13 protein-coding genes are annotated in these 18,468 nt (G+C 41.8%); 11 read left to right on the top strand and 2 right to left on the bottom strand.

From position 1 onward, the window contains the following. Window positions 1-34: 34 nt before the first annotated feature. Window positions 35-2,578 (bottom strand): phosphoribosylformylglycinamidine synthase subunit PurL, encoded by a 2,544-nt coding sequence (gene purL, locus AC2D3N_RS08160; protein WP_484693316.1) that lies wholly within the window; start codon window positions 2,576-2,578, stop codon window positions 35-37. Window positions 2,579-2,775: 197 nt separating this feature from the next. Here purL and tadA point away from each other — a divergent pair, with 197 nt between their 5' ends. From tadA to AC2D3N_RS08145, 3 genes are all read left to right on the top strand, one after another. Then, on the top strand, window positions 2,776-3,264 hold the full coding sequence (gene tadA, locus AC2D3N_RS08155) for a tRNA adenosine(34) deaminase TadA (protein WP_079676889.1): 489 nt from the start codon (window positions 2,776-2,778) through the stop codon (window positions 3,262-3,264). A gap of 96 nt (window positions 3,265-3,360) precedes the next feature. Continuing rightward, a complete protein-coding gene (locus tag AC2D3N_RS08150; protein WP_079676890.1) occupies window positions 3,361-4,080 on the top strand; it encodes a lysophospholipid acyltransferase family protein in 720 nt (239 codons plus the stop codon). A gap of 38 nt (window positions 4,081-4,118) precedes the next feature. After that, window positions 4,119-4,547, top strand: coding sequence for a hypothetical protein (locus AC2D3N_RS08145; protein ID WP_079676891.1), 429 nt, complete (start codon window positions 4,119-4,121; stop codon window positions 4,545-4,547). 5 nt (window positions 4,548-4,552) lie between these two features. Here the strand turns inward: AC2D3N_RS08145 and AC2D3N_RS08140 are convergent, their stop codons facing one another. After that, window positions 4,553-4,747 (bottom strand): hypothetical protein, encoded by a 195-nt coding sequence (locus AC2D3N_RS08140; protein ID WP_026787890.1) that lies wholly within the window; start codon window positions 4,745-4,747, stop codon window positions 4,553-4,555. Between the two features lie 302 nt (window positions 4,748-5,049). Here AC2D3N_RS08140 and AC2D3N_RS08135 point away from each other — a divergent pair, with 302 nt between their 5' ends. The 8 genes from AC2D3N_RS08135 to AC2D3N_RS08100 all read left to right on the top strand — a co-directional run bounded on the left by AC2D3N_RS08135 (window position 5,050) and on the right by AC2D3N_RS08100 (window position 18,457). Beyond that, a complete protein-coding gene (locus AC2D3N_RS08135) occupies window positions 5,050-7,680 on the top strand; it encodes a TIGR03960 family B12-binding radical SAM protein (protein ID WP_484693315.1) in 2,631 nt (876 codons plus the stop codon). 826 nt (window positions 7,681-8,506) lie between these two features. Beyond that, window positions 8,507-10,771 carry a ribonuclease E gene (rne, locus tag AC2D3N_RS08130; RefSeq protein WP_079676893.1) on the top strand — a complete coding sequence of 755 codons (2,265 nt, stop codon included), beginning with the start codon at window positions 8,507-8,509 and terminating at the stop codon, window positions 10,769-10,771. 162 nt (window positions 10,772-10,933) lie between these two features. Further along, complete coding sequence (gene proB / locus AC2D3N_RS08125; RefSeq protein ID WP_079676894.1) at window positions 10,934-12,121, top strand: glutamate 5-kinase; 1,188 nt, start codon at window positions 10,934-10,936, stop codon at window positions 12,119-12,121. Window positions 12,122-12,158: 37 nt separating this feature from the next. Further along, a complete protein-coding gene (locus tag AC2D3N_RS08120) occupies window positions 12,159-12,476 on the top strand; it encodes an MGMT family protein (protein WP_484693314.1) in 318 nt (105 codons plus the stop codon). A 214-nt stretch (window positions 12,477-12,690) separates the two neighbouring features. Continuing rightward, a complete protein-coding gene (locus tag AC2D3N_RS08115; RefSeq protein WP_484693313.1) occupies window positions 12,691-13,191 on the top strand; it encodes a hypothetical protein in 501 nt (166 codons plus the stop codon). A gap of 116 nt (window positions 13,192-13,307) precedes the next feature. Further along, the gene (locus tag AC2D3N_RS08110; protein WP_484693312.1) at window positions 13,308-16,019 is read left to right on the top strand and encodes a BON domain-containing protein; all 2,712 of its coding nucleotides are present in this window, start codon (window positions 13,308-13,310) and stop codon (window positions 16,017-16,019) included. Continuing rightward, entirely contained in the window at window positions 16,016-16,543 is a 528-nt protein-coding gene (locus AC2D3N_RS08105; RefSeq protein WP_079676898.1) for a Rab family GTPase, read from the top strand. The genes AC2D3N_RS08110 and AC2D3N_RS08105 overlap by 4 nt, the downstream gene beginning before the upstream one ends. Before the next feature lie 39 nt (window positions 16,544-16,582). Then, a complete protein-coding gene (locus AC2D3N_RS08100) occupies window positions 16,583-18,457 on the top strand; it encodes a sensor domain-containing diguanylate cyclase (protein WP_484693311.1) in 1,875 nt (624 codons plus the stop codon). Window positions 18,458-18,468: the final 11 nt, after the last annotated feature.

Here is an 18,468-nt window from a genome sequence, read left to right as displayed (position 1 = left end):
TGTCCTCTCCCTAATCTTTGGGTTGGAATTAGGCTTAACCGTCCAACCGACGTTCAATCCCATTAAAATAGCGATCGCCCATTTTCCCAAGATCAACCTCAATTAAACCCTGATCGTCAGAGGCTAAAATCCGCAACCCTTCAGACTCCGACCCCACAACACCCAAGTTTTGCCAGATATGGTTTTCTTCCCCTAACTGTTGGTGTAAAAATTCTTCCCAAACCGACTGATATTCAGGAGGCACAGAAACCAGAATTCGTCCTCCCCCCTCAGCAAAGAGAATTTCATCCCAACGGACAGCAGCAGCAGTAGAACTCAAATTCAGCTTAACCCGGGCTCCTTTTTTGCCACTCAGACAAGATTCTGCTAAGGCCACCGCTAACCCTCCTTCTGCACAATCATGGGCCGATTTGATCCACCCCTGACGGATTCCTTCTCTACAGGTGGGTTGTACCTTTTGTTCTAGCTCAAAATCCACCCTCGGAGGCTTGCCCGCAATTGTGCCATGCAACACCGCCAGATATTCCGACGCCCCCAGGGTGGGTAAGGTTTTGTCATCCCCCAAAAGATAGATTAAATCCCCTGAACCCTGCCAACCTTGGCCACAAACTTTGGTTAAATCCGTAATTAATCCCACCATACCCACCACCGGGGTTGGATAAATTGATTCCGGGTTGCCATCGGCATCCAGGGTTTCATTATAGAGGGAGACATTTCCCCCCGTCACCGGAGTATTAAAGGCCTTACAGCCATCGGAAATCCCCCGACAGGATTCGGCCAACTGCCAATAACCTATCGGTTTTTCAGGACTGCCAAAATTCAGGTTATCCGTCACCGCGATCGGTTGTGCCCCCACACAGCTTAAATTTCGGGCGGCTTCCGCTACCGCTGCTTTTGCCCCTTCGTAGGGGTCAAGATACACATACCGAGAGTTACAGTCTACTGTTGCAGCTAGTCCCCGGGTTAGGGCAGGGGAGGCAGGGGGAGCAGGGGAGGCAGGGGAGGCAGGGGGAGTAGGGGGGGCAGGGGGGGCAGGGGGAGCAGGGGGGGCAGGGGGGGTAGGGGAGGCAGGGGGGGCAGGGGGAGCAGGGGAGGCAGGGGGGGCAGGGGGGGCAGGGGGGGTAGGGGAGGCAGGGGGAGATATATTTTCTGTTGCTTCCCCATTTTTGGTGAATCGGGGTTCTAGGGGACGTAGGCGAATGACGGCGGCATCTCCCCCCCCGGGAACTAAAACGGTGTTATTTTGAACTTGATGATCGTATTGACGATAAACCCAGCGTTTAGAAGCAATAGAAGGGGTATCTAATAGGGTCAATAAAACTTGGTTCCACGATTGAAATTCTTCCTTAATTTTAATTCCTGAAACCGTAGATTCTGGTAAATTTTCCGGTTTCCATTGCCAGGCTATTTGAACATATTCTGGGGGTTCTGATAGGATTTCTCGCGGATATAAAGGCGTATTTTCTGCTAAGGCATCGGCCGGAATTTCCGCCGCAATTTCCCCTTGAAATAAAATTCTAACTATGGGTTCGGCAATTACAGTTCCCGCCACAACCGCCTGTAATCCCCAACGATGGAAAATATCAATTAACTCCTGTTCTCGCCCTTTTTGAGCGACAAATAACATCCGTTCTTGAGATTCCGATAACAGATATTCGTAGGGAACCATGCCCGTTTCTCGTACCGGAATTAAGTCTAAATCTAGCTCAATTCCTACCCCCCCTTTCGCCGCCATTTCTGATGTTGAGCAGGTAATTCCAGCGGCTCCCATATCTTGGGCTGCGACCACCGCTCCGGTTTTAAAGGCTTCTAAACAGGCTTCGACTAAAGACTTTTCTAAAAACGGATCTCCGACTTGTACCGCCGGACGATCTTGGATCGATTCTTCACTTAATTCGGCACTGGCGAAACTCGCGCCCCCCATGCCATCCCGTCCCGTTGTTGAACCTACATATAACACCGGATTTCCAATCCCAGAAGCACCCGATTTCACAATTTCTGGGGTTTCCATTAACCCAATTGCCATAGCATTAACTAGGGGATTTCCGTTATAAGCCGGATCAAAATAAACCTCTCCCCCAACTGTGGGAACCCCGAAACAATTACCATAATGACTAATACCAGAAACTACCCCTTTAAAGATTTGTCGAGTTCTGGAATCTTCTAATGAACCAAACCGCAAAGAATTTAAGGCGGCAATTGGACGAGCCCCCATGGTAAAGATATCTCTTAGAATTCCCCCTACTCCCGTTGCAGCGCCTTGGAAGGGTTCAATAGCCGAGGGGTGATTATGGGATTCGATTTTAAAGGCAATATGCAGCCCCTCCCCGAAGTCCACAACTCCGGCATTTTCTCCGGGGCCGACTAAAATCCGTTCTCCGGTGGTGGGAAATTGTTTGAGGAGGGGACGGGAATTTTTATAACAACAGTGTTCGCTCCACATCACGCCAAACATCCCTAATTCCGCTTTATTGGGGTGTCTTCCTAAGCGTCGGACAATTTCTTCATATTCTTCGGGTTTGATGCCTTCAGAGGCGATTTCTTCAGCAGAAAAGGGACAGTTATTTTGGGTAGACATCTCTAAAAGCGATCGCACTTTTCACCACAGCATTTCCTATTCTATCTTCTCCTAACTCAAAACTGATTTGATTAAAAAAATTGCCGAAAAAGATAGAAGCTACCCTTGACAAATTCCCGCAGCCATCGTACTATATTCATACGGCTAACGTGAACATACGCTTGATTAAAAAGTCAACACACAAAAACACCCCCCTGATGTCTGGTTCCCCAAACCCAATTTTTAACGACTATTCCACCCATCAATATTGGATGAGTCGGGCTTTAGAATTAGCGCAACAAGCGGGAGAAGCAGGAGAAGTTCCGGTGGGAGCGATTATTATTAATCAGAATAATCAACTCATTTCCCAAGCCCAAAACCGCAAAGAAAGAGACTGTGACCCCACCGCCCACGCCGAAATATTAGCCCTCAGACAAGCAGGAAAAGTCTTAAATAATTGGCATCTCAATACCTGTACTTTATATGTTACTCTCGAACCCTGTCCCATGTGTACTGGAGCCATATTACAAGCCCGTTTGGGGTTATTAGTTTATGGTGCTGATGACCCTAAAACCGGAACCATTCGTACCGTTATTAACCTTCCTGATAGTCCCTGTTCTTACCATAAATTATCGGTTTTAGGTGGAATATTAGAATCTCCCTGTCGTCAACAATTACAATCTTGGTTTGCTCAAAAACGCAGTTAAACAGACAATGAAAAAACTGTCCTGATCACGATCAATCAAACCCTTTAAACTGTTTAAGATCAAGTCAAGAGGTTTATTCAACCCGCGAAAACCGTTATGCTCATCTTTGACTCTGATCAATCTTCTGCAAAAATGTCCATATCTACAAAGGAAACACAGGTTAATTCTGACGTTTCTCCCTTGCTGGCTTCCATTGTTTACCCCTTGGGACAACATCTGGTTTTACCCTTTTATTTTAAATCCTTAGAGGTCATCGGCCAAGAAAATCTTCCCCTACAAGGCCCGGTGATTTTAGCACCCACCCATCGTTCTCGTTGGGATGCTATTATGATTCCCTTTGCTACGGGTCGCTATGTCACCGGACGAGACCTGCGGTTTATGGTCACCGTCGATGAAATGAAAGGACTACAGGGGTGGTTTATTCGTCATCTGGGTGGGTTTGCAATTAACCAAAAACATCCCACTATTTCCACCATCCGTTATGGCGTAGAATTGCTGCACCAAGGAGAAATGTTAGTGATTTTTCCCGAGGGAAATATTTTTCAGGATGACCAAGTTCACCCCCTGAAATTGGGACTGGGACGTTTAGCAATACAAGCGGAAACTAGCCATGATAATTTAGGAATTAAGATTGTCCCGATTTCCGTACGCTATAATCCGATTATTCCCAGTCGGGGTTCTAGTGTTAAAATAAAAATCGCCACTCCCTTGTCTGTGAATGATTATTGTCAAGGTTCACCCAAAAAAGACGCTCAACATCTAATCCAAGATTTACAATTAGCACTGAACCAAATCGATCAACAAGAAGCCTTATAATTAGAGTTACTGGTAATTAATAAGCTGTTACGCGCGTGATGGACTCTAGCTGCAATTTTAAGCCTGGTCAAATTGTGGGATTAAATCATCACAACAGTTGTCTGTATGCAGAAGTTATTCAAGTGGTCGAGGTTCGAGAAGTCTGTTGGGTCAGACCTTTGATGTTAATTCAAGGGTTATCTGATGATCCAGAAGACAATTTTTCGAGTTTGGGCTTTACCCCAAAAACATTTACTTTATCTGATTTACGCCAAAGCCCGGATTTAATTTGGCCGACGCGGTTATTTAAGGCGGCTTTAGATACGGAAGTGATTACTTTCTTAGCCCAACTAGAGACTCCAGAGACCAATTCTCCAGGAGTTAAACGGGTAAATGCTGGTTCTGCTCACCAACAACTCCAAGACTTTATCGGTCAAGTTTGGCGGGCTTATACTGATGTTTTTGAGTCTGGAAATTTTAAAGATTGAAACCATTAATGGCTAGAAACTAAGCGAATTCTACCAGCATCCATTTCTTCCATTAATAATTCTAAGGCCTCATAATCGACATCGGAAACATAACCCAGTCGGGTTAATTCGGTATTAATTGCATTTTCAATTTCAGGAGTCAGACATCTAAAATAGAGAGCTTTTTCAACCAGTTTACGAATCATATTCGTTGCTGACATAGTAGGTACGGATAACTCGCATATTTTTATTGTCTGATAAATCGTAATTTTTACTTGTGATCATATCCTTTTATTTAAAGTGATCCTTGTCACTGAATATCTAGGAACTTTAATAACATTTATTTCGTCCCAATTGCATCTATCTTAAGGTATGTTTAATAGTACATTTTAATACATTTATGGAATATTAAAAAAATAATTGTTTTTTGGGTTTGGTTTCCAAAACCTAAAAATAATTAATACTATGACAACATCAGTGGTAATCTTAAAATAGTGTCGTTATCCATGGGGTGAGGTTTGCCTTGAATGTCGCAGTAGAGAAACTAATTACACCAGAAATTAATCAACCAGCCCGTTATTTGGGTCAAGAGTTGGGCGCCAAACGCAAACCTTGGGAGTCCGCCGTTGTCCGTTGGTCGTTAACCTATCCTGAAGTTTATGAAGTGGGAGTCTCCAATCTTGGCCATGTGATTCTCTATAATATTTTAAATACTCAACCTCGGCAATTATGCGATCGCGCCTATCTCCCCGCACCAGACTTTTCCCAAAAATTACGCGAGACGAAAACCCCTCTCTTTGCAGTGGAGTCCCGTCATTTTTTAATCGATTTTGATATTTTAGGATTTAGCCTCAGCTACGAATTAGGGGCAACTAATATCTTAGAAATGTTAGATTTAGCGGGAATTCCTTTAACTTGGGAAGACCGACAAAATTATTCGGTTTGGGGTGATCCGCAAAATTCTGATCAACCCCATTATCCCCTAATCTTTGCCGGGGGACAAACGGCTACCTCTAACCCCGAACCCTACGCGGATTTTTTTGATTTTATCGCTTTAGGAGATGGGGAAGAATTATTACCCGAAATTGGATTAGTTTTAGAAGAATGCAAGAAAAAAGGTTTAGATAGAAAAGCCGTATTACTAGATTTAGCGCAAATTCCCGGGGTCTATGTTCCCCAATTTTATCAGATGGCAGAAGATGGTTCTATTCATCCCAAACATCCTGACGTTCCCCCCAAAATATTAAGACGGGTGGCCGCACCAATGCCCGCCTATTCGATTAAATTTGTTCCCTATGTGCAAACCGTTCATGATCGGTTAGTCATTGAAGTGAGACGGGGTTGTACCAGGGGATGTCGGTTTTGTCAACCGGGAATGTTAACCCGTCCGGCGCGAGATGTGGAACCGGAAGATGTGATTCAAGCTGTTGAAAAGGGGATGAAAGAAACGGGTTATAATGAATTTTCCTTATTATCTTTGAGTTGTTCCGATTATTTATCCTTACCCTCGGTGGGAATGGAAATTAAGAACCGTCTGAAAGATTATAATGTCAGTTTATCTTTACCCAGTCAACGGGTCGATCGCTTTGATGAAAATATTGCCAATATTCTAGGAGGAGCGCGACAAAGTGGGTTAACTTTTGCCCCAGAAGCGGGAACCCAAAGAATGCGGGATATTATTAATAAAGGGTTAACCAATGAGGAATTATTAACCGGAGTTAAAACCGCCTTTGAACAAGGTTGGGAGAAAATTAAACTCTATTTTATGATTGGTTTACCCGGAGAAACCGATGGGGATGTGTTAGGAATTGCGGAAACCGTGGCTTGGTTACAACGAGAATGTTCTGCTAAAGATCGCAGAAAATTAAACTTTAATTTAACGATTTCTAACTTTACCCCTAAACCCCATACTCCCTTTCAATGGCATTCGGTTTCTACTACTGAATTCCAACGCAAACAGAAATTATTAAGACAAGAATTTCGCCAAATGCGAGGGGTAAAAGTTAACTTTACTGATGTTAGAATATCTGCAATGGAGGATTTTGTCGGTCGGGGCGATCGCCGTTTAGGGCCGGTGGTGCGTCGGGCGTGGGAACTCGGGGCGGGAATGGACTCCTGGTGGGAAAGTTTGGATCGGGCCTTTGGTGCTTGGACACAGGCGATCGAAGAAGCAGGTTTGAGTTGGAAATATCGTCGGGTGGAAAGCGGGGAATGGAATTTAATTGAGGAAATGGGGAACAGTCAAGAACAGGATTATGCAGTATTATTAGATCAGCCCTTACCCTGGGATCATATTGACAGTGGAATTGATAAAAATTGGCTCAAAGAAGATTTAAAACGGGCCTTAGAAGCAGCTATAGTTCCCGATTGTTCCTTTGAAAGTTGTTCCCATTGTGGGGTTTGTGGCACGGATTTTGGTCATAATATTGTGATTAAATCCCCCCCTATTCCCCAATTTGCCGGGGAATTTATTCCCAATACTCAACGAGTCCAACGGTTAAGAGTGGGGTTTGGAAAATTAGGGGATATGGCTTTAGTTGGGCATTTAGATTTATTCCGATTATTTGACCGGGCAATTCGTCGGGCTTCAATTCCCCTAGCGTTTACGGGGGGATATCGTCCAAATCCGAGGATTTCCATTGCCTTTGCCTTACCGTTAGGGGCAACCAGTAGCGGTGAAATTGTGGATTTTGAATTAACAGAATCCATGAATATAGAAGAATTTCGCCAAAAATTAGCTCAGGGTTTACCCGATACTATTCCTCTATATCAGATTCAAGAAGTGCCCCTAGACTTACCCTCCCTCACGGATGCGGTGGAAAAAGCCGAATATTATTTAACCGTAAATTGGATAGGGAAAGAAAACGCTATCCCGGAATGGTTAAATTGGATCAATGCGGTCAAAGCCACATCGGAAATTTTATGGGAGAAAACCACAAAATCAGGCAAAAAGAACATCATCAACTTACGAGAACAATTATTTGAACTCGAGATGATTTCCCCCGAAGATCAGCGCCTCCGTTATGTGGGAAGTTGTCGGAATGATGGGACACAACTACGGCCCGAACTGATGATCAAGATGTTAGAACAGGTAACTGGCCAAGAATTCCAAGTGTTACAGATTCACCGCCAGCAGCTTTTAACCCAATCTTAAAAAACTTCTATCTCAGGTCATAATTTATATTGGCTCCAGTGTTATAATAGGATGCGTTAAGCCAAGTTTTGTGGCATAGGGGCGGGTTCGTCCAGATCTAGGCTACAAACCGACAATATTACTTAATCTCCCCGGTACTCAACTAGGGTTCTCAGAATCAAAAATTGCAGGTTCGCTGACGCTAGGATCAACCCAATTGAACCGGAATCCTATACACTTACTAAAGGTTGGTGTATGGCATTCACGGGTGGCGCACCTGTTATCAGGTGGCTGGAAAATCCACCCAAGCTTAATAGGGCTAAACATCACACCGAAGAAAGTAGCAAAAAAAACTTTGTTTGGCATCTGTCTTGATACCATAAAGAAACAAAAACATTTCAATGGCTAGATTCAAGTCTATTGAGGTGAATGGGGGAGAGATCATCTGGCTTAGAATGTGCGATCTAGGCTGTAGTCTCTGAGGTTTTCGTAGATACGGATACTATATTGGTGAGTTAGTCAAGAGGTCAAACCCAAGTATTGCTTTGGACAGAATCATGATGAAGGTAGATGGATAACAAATAACCGCCTATAATTTCATTTTCCCATAACCTTTGAAGGCTTACATTTGATGGATTTTGGATATTAAATTTGGGTGTTTGTTAACCGTTGATTTTCAATGATCAAAACCTGATTCCCTCTTGCGGTTTGCCCGTTAGCTTGGTGTATCTTTGGTGTCTTCCTAATGGCGCGAAAATTCGCATTAATCAATTTATTAATCACGTCAATATTGCTCAGTACACGCAGCGTAGGTGCTTTCAATATTGCTAAGTTTTGAGGGAATTGAATGTCAAAGCAAATTATTATCGCAGAACAGCAACGAATCGCTGCTGTCTTTTCAGAAGATCAAATTCAAGAACTGGTTGTAGCGACCGGAAATCACCAAGTTAGTGATATTTATCTGGGTATCGTGGAAAATGTTCTACCAGGGATTGATGCGGCCTTTGTCAATATTGGAGACCCGGAACGGAATGGATTTATCCATGTTTCCGACCTCGGGCCATTACGCTTAAAACGCAGTTCCGGTTCCATTACCGAACTATTAAGTCCCCAGCAAAAAGTGCTGGTGCAGGTGATGAAGGAACCCACCGGAACTAAAGGCCCAAGGTTAACGGGAAATATTTCCTTACCCGGGCGGTATTTAGTGTTAATGCCCTATGGCAGAGGGGTGAATTTATCCCGCCGCATTCGCTCGGAAAATGAACGAAATCGTTTAAGGGCCTTAGCCATTTTAATTAAACCCGCCGGGATGGGGTTATTAGTCCGTACAGAAGCGGAAGATATGCCCGAGGATGCGATTTTAGAAGATTTGGAAAGTCTACAAAAGCAATGGGAATTGGTGCAACAGGAAGCCCAATCTTCCCGTCCTCCGGCCCTGTTAAATCGAGATAATGATTTTATTCAACGGGTGCTACGGGATATGTACAGTACCGAAGTGAACCGAATTGTGGTCGATACCAGCACGGGGGTGAAGCGGGTCAAACAACATTTGATGAGTTGGAGTGTGGGAAAAGCTCCCCAGGGGGTGTTAATTGACCACCACCGAGAACGGATTCCGATTTTAGAGTATTTCCGAGCGAATGCAGCCATTCGAGAGGCTTTAAGACCTAGGGTGGATTTACCCTCGGGCGGTTATGTTGTGATTGAACCAACGGAAGCCCTTACCGTAATTGATGTTAACTCTGGCTCCTTTACCCGTTCGGCTACCTCCAGGGAAACGGTATTATGGACAAATTGCGAGGCTGCTACCGAAATCGCCCGTCAGTTGAGGTTACGCAATATTGCTGGGGTGATTATTGTGGACTTCATTGATATGGATTCCCGCCGAGACCAATTACAAGTCTTGGAACATTTTAATAAAGTCCTGAAAGCCGATAAAGCCCGACCCCAAATTGCTCAATTATCAGAATTAGGGTTAGTGGAATTAACCCGCAAACGCCAAGGCCAAAATATCTATGAGTTGTTTGGTAAAACCTGTAGCACCTGTGGAGGCTTGGGCCATATCGTTCAGTTACCTGGAGAACCCGAACCTGAACCCACAGAAACCCCAGAACGAGTCGTTATTCCTAGTAATCGGATTATTACGCCATCGAGCAGTGGCGACACCTCAGAACGGCCCAGTTTACGTCCGGTTCCAGTTTATGAACAGCCGTCTTCCCGGGAAGAACGGGAAGTTGTAGATTTTGAAGCCTCTGATGGTTTCCAAGAGTTAGAACTGCTCAACCATCCCAGTTATCAGGATATTGGTGCCAGCAATGCCCGTCGCCGTCGCCGTCGAATTCGGGATATGGATTCTTTAGGGCGAGAGGAGGAACTCCCCGCCCCTGGTGTTCGGGTGTCTCCAACGGTTAAATATGGGGAACCTCGCTCGGACGTTGGGTTTAGTGAGGGGTTCTCAGGACGAGGTGGATTGAGTGAACGCAGTCGCCCCACGAAATCCGAAATTATTAAACCTTCGGTGGAACCTACCGAGGTAATTTCGGTGGAAATGACTCCAGAGGAACAGGAAGTTTATGCGTTGATGGGGATTTCTCCGTTGATGTTATCCCATGAACAGGTGAAAAATTCTCGCTCTGTGATTGTCACGGTTCGCTCCCCAGGGGAAGCCCCGGTTTCTCCCACGACTTTGATGGATGAAGACTCCGATGAAGGACAAAACCTGCCGTTGTCGATTGGGTCGGGTGAAAGAACTATGCCTGAACGCTCGGTTTCTGAACGGATTATTCTTGACCGAACCCTGACCGATCGGACAAGTTTACCGGTGGTTATTTCTGAGCGCATTGTTCCCGAACGGTCAATTTCTGACCGGATTATTCTCGAACCCAAAAAACCAGAAATACCGGCAATACTAGAAATACCAGAAATAACAGAAACACCGAAAATACCAGAAACCCTAGAAATTGAAGAACCTGAACCAACAATAGAATTTTTTGTCCCGCAAACCGAGGATGAGTCACCATCGGAGGATGCCTCTGAATCAGATACAGATCATCAACCGGGTGAACCGATTATTCGTCGCCGTCGCCGTCGGTCTTCGGCCCTAACAGACTAAGCACAGCTAGGGGATTTTGGGGGTGAGCAGTTCAACTGTTAACCCTCAACCCAAACCTAATCACTTAGGTAATTACCTGAATTCAATGATTTCTATATCCCCGATTTCTTGGTTCTCAACCATGAATGTTTCGTGACTATTTCCGTTTAAACTAAACTGATTATGTCTCAAACTATTGTTGTTAAAATTGGTACCTCGAGTTTAACCCAGTCGGCGACGGGACATTTAGCCCTATCAACTTTAGCCGCATTAGTAGAAACCTTGACCGGACTGCAAAAGCAGGGTTATCGGGTGGTTTTAGTGTCTTCGGGGGCTGTGGGAGTGGGACGCGATCGCTTAGGATTAACCGAACGTCCCCGCACCATTGCTTTAAAACAGGCGGTGGCGGCGGTGGGTCAAGGTCGTTTGATGCGGGTTTATGATGATTTATTTAGTACCTTAAAACAACCGATTGCTCAGGTTTTACTAACCAGAGGGGACTTAGTTCAACGCAATGGTTATGTGAATGTTTATAATACCTTTCAACAACTTTTAAAATTAGGGGTGATTCCGATTGTTAATGAAAATGATACCGTGGCGGTAGATGAACTTAAATTTGGAGATAATGATACGCTTTCGGCTTTAGTTGCTAGTTTAGTTGAAGCGGACTGGTTATTTTTATTAACTGATGTAGACCGATTATATTCCGCCGATCCTCGGGAAAATCCCAATGCTCAACCGATTAGTTTAGTGACTAATATGGAACAACTGGAAGAATTTCAAGTTAAAACGGGAGATTCTCGTAGTGGTTGGGGAACCGGAGGGATGATTACTAAAATTGAAGCCGCTAGAATTGCTACGGGATCGGGGGTGAGAACGGTTATTACGGAGGGGAAATTCCCTCAAAATTTAGAAAAAATTCTGCAAGGAGAGGCTATTGGCACGCAATTTGAACCCCATAATCGACCCGTTAATGCGCGAAAACATTGGATTGCCAATGTATTAGTTCCCATGGGAAAAATATATTTAGATGCCGGGGCAGTTCGAGCTATTTCTCAAGGCGGAAAATCCCTATTGGCGGCGGGAATTACTCAAGTTGAAGGCGGATTTAATCTTCAGGATTCTGTCCAAATTTGTAATTTAGACGGACAGGAAATTGCTCGGGGATTAGTTAATTATAGTCAGGAAGAATTGCAAAAAATTAAAGGCTTACATTCGGATAAAATTCCTGAAATTTTGGGTTATGAGGGAGCAGAAACGGTGATTCATCGGGATAATTTAGTCGTATCATCCTCATTATCTATAACAGGGAACAGGCAACAGGGAACAGGCAACAGGGAACAGGCAACAGGGAAAAATTTTTCACTGTAATCAATACTTTTTTAAAATCAATTTGAACTTGTTTTTTATGTCAGTTTATAATACAATATACGAAATTGTCTATCAAGTTCCTTGGGGAAAAGTTGCTACCTATGGACAAATTGCCGAACTCGCTAACCTAGGGCAAAAAGCTCGTTTAGTGGGTTATGCTTTATACAAAATTCCCTTAGAAACCACCGACATTCCTTGGCATCGAGTGATTAATGCTAAGGGAGAAATCTCTCACTCGATTTGGCGTAAAGGGACGGACTATCTTCAGCGATCGCGCTTAGAATCAGAGGGGATTCAATTTAACAGCCAGGGTAAAATTAATCTTTCCGAATATCTTTGGAAACCTCCGGTTTAACGGGTGGGGACTTGAGCCAGAAAGACTCTCTAACCGCCGGGAATTCCACGAATTCCATGCGGCGTCTTGCTAATCCCTAATTCCCTGCTATAGTGTTATCTCGGCTGATGTTTGATAAAGTTCTTGGGCGAAATCGCGAACTTACAAGCAAAACCGAACTATAATTCCTGCATGGCAAATCACCCCTACCAGGAGCATCGATCAGGAGGTACAAATGGCTGAAATTACTAAGGAAGAAATGCGGGAGCGTTTGGGCAATATTGACCAAATTCGTGATATCATATTTGGATCGCAACTTCGGGACTATAATACTAGGTTTGACAAGATCGAGTCTGATTTGGCACTATTACAGGAAGATGCCCAGGATCGGGTTGAACAACTCAAAACTATTTTAACGGCAGAAATCAAGTCTGTTGTTGAGAATTTAGACAAAAAAATTAAAACCCTGAGTTCAAATTCTCAGGAGGAGTTAACGGATTTAAGACAACAGGCTGATCGACTGAATCGCAAATTTTCCAGTAGTATTGAGGCGTTAGATGAGGCCTTAGATAGTCAAACTAATTCCTTGCGGGAAGAATTGGGACAAACCCGTGATCAGTTACAAGACGAAGTTCGCAGTCTGAAAAATCAAGTCTTAGAAGAATTAGAACGTCGATTTACTTTATTGACAGAGGCAAAAGTCTCCCGGGATGATATGGCTGAAGTTTCTGTTTGAAGTTGGGATGCGATTAAAGGGGACTGAATTTGTTCCAGCTATTAAACAGGCGGCTGAGGAAAAAAATTCAGGTTTTGCTCTCCCAGAACATCATCTATAATTAATTCGGTCAAACTATGACCTTTTCTCAGGGTGATTTAAGTCCAAACAATCAACAACAGGGGAATTCATCTCAACAAAATCCGTCGGATCAGGTTGAGAGTGATCCCCTAGAATTGTTGGTAAATTTATTGATGGATTTAAACGGTTTTAATGATACTAAAACTGAGTCTGTCACCGCTTTACCCTCAGAAGATGATCATTCTAAATCTGATTTTTTAACTGCTTTACTCTCAGAAGATCAACAACCGAGTGATCATTCAAAATCCCATAGTTTTACTGATTTACCCTTAGAAAATCAACCCAGTATTGATTCCATAACAGCCGATGAGATTTCCTCTAAAATAGAATCTATTAACCCGATTCCCTCGATTCAGACTGGATCTTCGAGGACGGCAAAATCAGAAGATGATCTGATTTTGCGACTTCTACCTTTACTGGAAAAACCGCCCTCCGGGGCGATGGATGTGGACTATTCAGTCAGTAATATTGAAGAAGATGTACCGAGGATTTCTGCTAATCCTGTACCCCAATTAGAAACTTCTAAAAATCAGGATATTATTGAAAATATTAGTACCCCTTTACCCTTAGAGCCAACTGATATTAACTCAAAATTAGATTCCGTTAATTTAGAAACAGATTTAACTAAAAATCTCTCCTCAAACCCTGAATTACCATCTCCCAGTCTATCCCCACAATCTTCAACTATTCAGAGCAAAAATCCTGTTTCTAGGGGTAATGATCCTTTGGATAAATTACAGGAATTAATGTTTGGATCTAATCTGGGGGATGACTTAGAAAGTTTCAAAAGCCAGTTGTTGAATTCCGAGTTACCAGAAGTTAGAGAATTAGTCCAAAATATTAATAATAAACTCAGTCAAATTCAATTCCAAATTCATGATCCCGAACAATTAATTGAACTTTTACTGCCCACCATTGGTCAACTTCTGCATTTAAAAGTTACGGAGTCCAAAGAAGAATTAATTCAAGCGTTTATTCCGATTATTGATCAGGTTATTAAAGGGAAAGCTCAAACCGACCGACAAGCAATGAGTGCGGCAATTGCTGATTTAATTCCTGAAGCAATTAGACAACAAATTCAAAATTCTCCTAAAGAAATTGCTCAAGCCTTGGGGCCAGAAATGGGGGCAGCCATTCGAGAACAAATTAAAGTTGATCGGAATGAAATTGCCGCAGCTTTAGCACCGACGATTGGACGCACTATTAAAGAACAGGTGAGTTTAGAACGAGATTCCATGGTAGATGCACTGTATCCGGTGATTGGGAGTACGATTACTCGTTATTTAGGGGAAGCAATTCAAGAAATCAATGAAAAAGTCAGTCAGACTTTTAGTGCTGAGGGTTTGAAACGGAAAGTTCAATCCAAAGTCCAAGGGGTATCAGAAGCCGAATTAATATTACGAGAAGTGAGTCGCTTTGTGGTGCAAGCGGTGTTTTTAATTCATAAAGGTTCGGGTTTAATTATTGCTGAAATTCAACAACCGGATCAAGCGCAAATGGAAGCGGAAATGGTAGCTGGAATGTTAACAGCAATTCGGAGTTTTGTTAATGATTGTATTATGCAGACGGGGGAAGTTTCCGAACTGAATGAAATTGAATATGGGGATTGTAAAATCATCCTAGAAGTGGCGGGATATTGTTATTTAGCAGTGGTGGTAAAGGGGGACTGTCCGAAAGCATTTATTAAAAAAATTCGCCAAACGATGAATACTTTAATTATGAAATATAGTCAGCCTATTGAAGAATTTGAAGGTGATCCAGATTCAGTTCCTGAAGGAGTTATTAGTCAGCTTGAAGGTTTAATCAGAGTCGCAACCCGTTTGAAGACTGAGCAAAAGCCAATAACTTTGTTGATTTTGGGTTCGGTGCTATTGAGTTTGATTCTAATTCCTTGGGGAATCTATCAATATCGACAACATAATTTCCGACAGTTAGAAACAACATTAATCACGGCTTTAGGAGCGGAGCCTGAGTTATCAATTTATACTTTTAAAGTTAAAGCTCAGGATCAAACCTTAGTCTTAGAGGGGAAAGTTCCCACCGCTCGATTAAAAGATAAAGTTGAAAAAATTGCCCAACAAACCGCCCCAAATTTTCAAATTAATAATCGGATTATTGCGGTTAAAGTTCCTCCCGATCCGAGCAAAGTTGCTGCTGAAGTTAAACAAATGGCAACTATAATGAATCAAATTAGTGGGATATCAATTTCTGCTCATTATCAAAATTTCCAAGTGAATTTAAAAGGAAAAGTGATAAAATCTGAAGATATTCAGAAAATTACCCAAGCGTTTAAGAAAATTGAAGGGGTAGATTCAGTGATTGCCAATCTAACGGTGCAACCTTTACCGATAGCTACTAGAATTTATTTTAATTTTGGTTCGGCGGAATTAGTCTTAAAAGATATTCGAGGTAAACTTGTCCCTCTGGCTCAATATTTAAAACGATATCCGGATCTCAAATTGCAAATTATTGGTTATAGTCATGAACAGGAAAAATCCCGAAAACATCCTCAGTTAGCCTTAGAACGGGCTCAAACGATCCAAAATGTTTTAGAGGATTTAGGAATTGATCGGCGACGGATAGAAACAGTGGGTAAAATTGAACGTCCCGAGGGAGTTGATCTCAATCAAGAAGTTTGGTTGAGTCAAACGGTTTTATTTGAGATAATACCGTTACAGTTTCAACAAAATAACCCCCCAAAACCATGATTTCTAAAAAAATTTGCTTAGTTGGTGATTTCGGAGTTGGAAAGACCAGTTTAATCCGCAGGTTTGTGGATAGACAGTTTAGTGATCAATATTTGTCCACCGTAGGAGTAAAAATTTCTCGTAAAATTGTTGATCTAACGGAATTCACTTCAGAAAAAACTGGATCTGTACAATTATTAATTTGGGATATTGAAGGCCATACTAAATTTAAAGCGATCGCCCCGAGTTATTTACAGGGAGCGAGTGGTGTGGTAATTGTTGCCGATGTGACCCGACAGGAAACCGTAGAAAGACTCCCGGAACATATTAATTTATTTCTGTCTGTGAATCCCAAGGGGTCGATCGTGATCGCGTTTAATAAAATTGATTTGATCGATGCAACAGAACTTGAACATCTAATCAAAATAACCCCGGATTTAAAACAGTATGGACAGATTTTATCTAGCTATAAAACCTCAGCAAAAACAGGAGATGATGTAGATACAATTTTCTATGAATTATCTCAGAAATTTATCTCTGGTTAAAGGATTAAATCTAGTTTTTTCTGTATTCTGGGATGAATTATGAATAACCTGTTAAAAAAAATCTTAGCACCAAAACGACTTGAATATTTGACTACTAATTCTGAGTGGGTCATTGTCGAGATGTCCTGGGGTGTAGCTAGATTTGCAGATTGTCCAGAACAATTGCGATTAGGAGAAGATGTCTGTATGGCTTTTCCTGAGTTCATTGGATTAGAAGAAACCTTTAAGAAAATTTTGTTGAGTCAAATCAATCAGTTTGAACTCAAAGGAATTTCTAGGACAATTACTCAGGAACATACGATTTATTTTGATATTTATGTTTTGAAAAATACTGATAATTCTCGCTGTGAGCCAGAACTATTAATTGTATTTGAGGATACAACAGAATGGATTTTAAAGGAACAAAAGATTACTCAGGTTGCCAAGGAGTATGGATTGGCTTTAAGTGCTTTAGAAAAAACCAAAATCTATTTAGATAAAATTATTAATTCTATGACAAATATATTAATTGTCACAGATGATAAAGGAATGATCAAAATTATCAATCAAGCTACATCGGTTTTATTAAAATATTCAAAAGCAGAATTAATCCAGCAATCTATTTTAACTATTTTTAAAGATAATCAACTTAAAAATTATCACCAAGTCAATCAATTTTTATTATCTTCTGATTTATTAAAACCCGTTGAAGTTATCTGTCAGACCAAAATAGGAACCAATTTTCCCGTCTCCTTTTCCTGTGCAGCCCTAAATTTTGATCCCAATGATCCCCAGGAATTCGTTTGGATGGGTCAGGATATGACCGAACAAAAACGGGTAGAATTTCAGTTGTATCAACAAGCCGAACGCGATCGGATCTTAAAAACCATTACACAACATATTCACCAGTCTTTAAGTCTACAGAAAACTTTAGAAACAACCGTGAATGAAGTTCTGACTTTTTTAAAAGCAGATCGAGTTTTAATTTATCGATTTTACTCTTTAGAAGAAGGAAAAGTAATTGCTGAATCCTTAGCAAACTCTTGCATTAGTTCTATTGATAGCATTGTTTTTAGTCCAGATTTTAATTCTTTATTATTATCTTATTTTAAAGCGGGTAAAATTCATGCTATTGATGATATATATAAGATTTCAAATTATAAATATTTAGATTATTTAGTTCAATTAAAAGTAAAATCTAGTTTAATAGTCCCGATTATAATTTATGATTCTTCTATTTCACCCCAGTCTAATACCAGTAATCAACTTTGGGGATTATTAATAGCCCATCAATGCCAGCAATCTCGGCATTGGGAAGTCTGGGAAATAAACTTATTAGAAGAATTAGCCCTACAAATCGCCATTGCGTTACAACAGGCTGAACTTTATCAACAATTACAAATCGTCAATCAAGAATTAGAGCAATTGGCAATTGAGGACGGATTGACAAAACTGGCAAATCGTCGTCAGTTTGATCGGGTACTTGAGCATGAATGGAATCGCTGTAGACGAGAAGGAATACCCCTGTCCTTATTTTTACTAGATATTGATTATTTTAAACAATATAATGATCACTATGGACATTTAGCTGGAGATTTTTGCTTACAACAAGTTGCTCAAGTTTTACGGAATGTCATTCAACGGAATACCGATTTAGTGGCTCGTTATGGGGGGGAAGAATTTGCTATCATTTTACCCAATACCGATATTAATGGCTGTATTCATCTCGCTCAAAAGGTTCGGAAAGCTGTTGAAGACTTAGAAATACCGCATCTCAAATCAACGGTGAGCAAATATATCACAATTAGTATTGGAGTAGCAGGTTTAATTCCCGTTGCAGGTCTGACATCTGAAATGCTTATCTTTCAGGCTGATCAAGCTTTATATAAAGCTAAAGAAAGTGGACGAAATTGTGTTTTTATTGCTACTCACTAAGTCGTGGGACA

It is taken from the genome of Planktothrix sp. PLAVEN19ND, from assembly GCF_057220675.1.
Note: the sequence above shows the minus strand (reverse complement) of the source record. Positions and strands in the feature narration are given on the sequence as shown.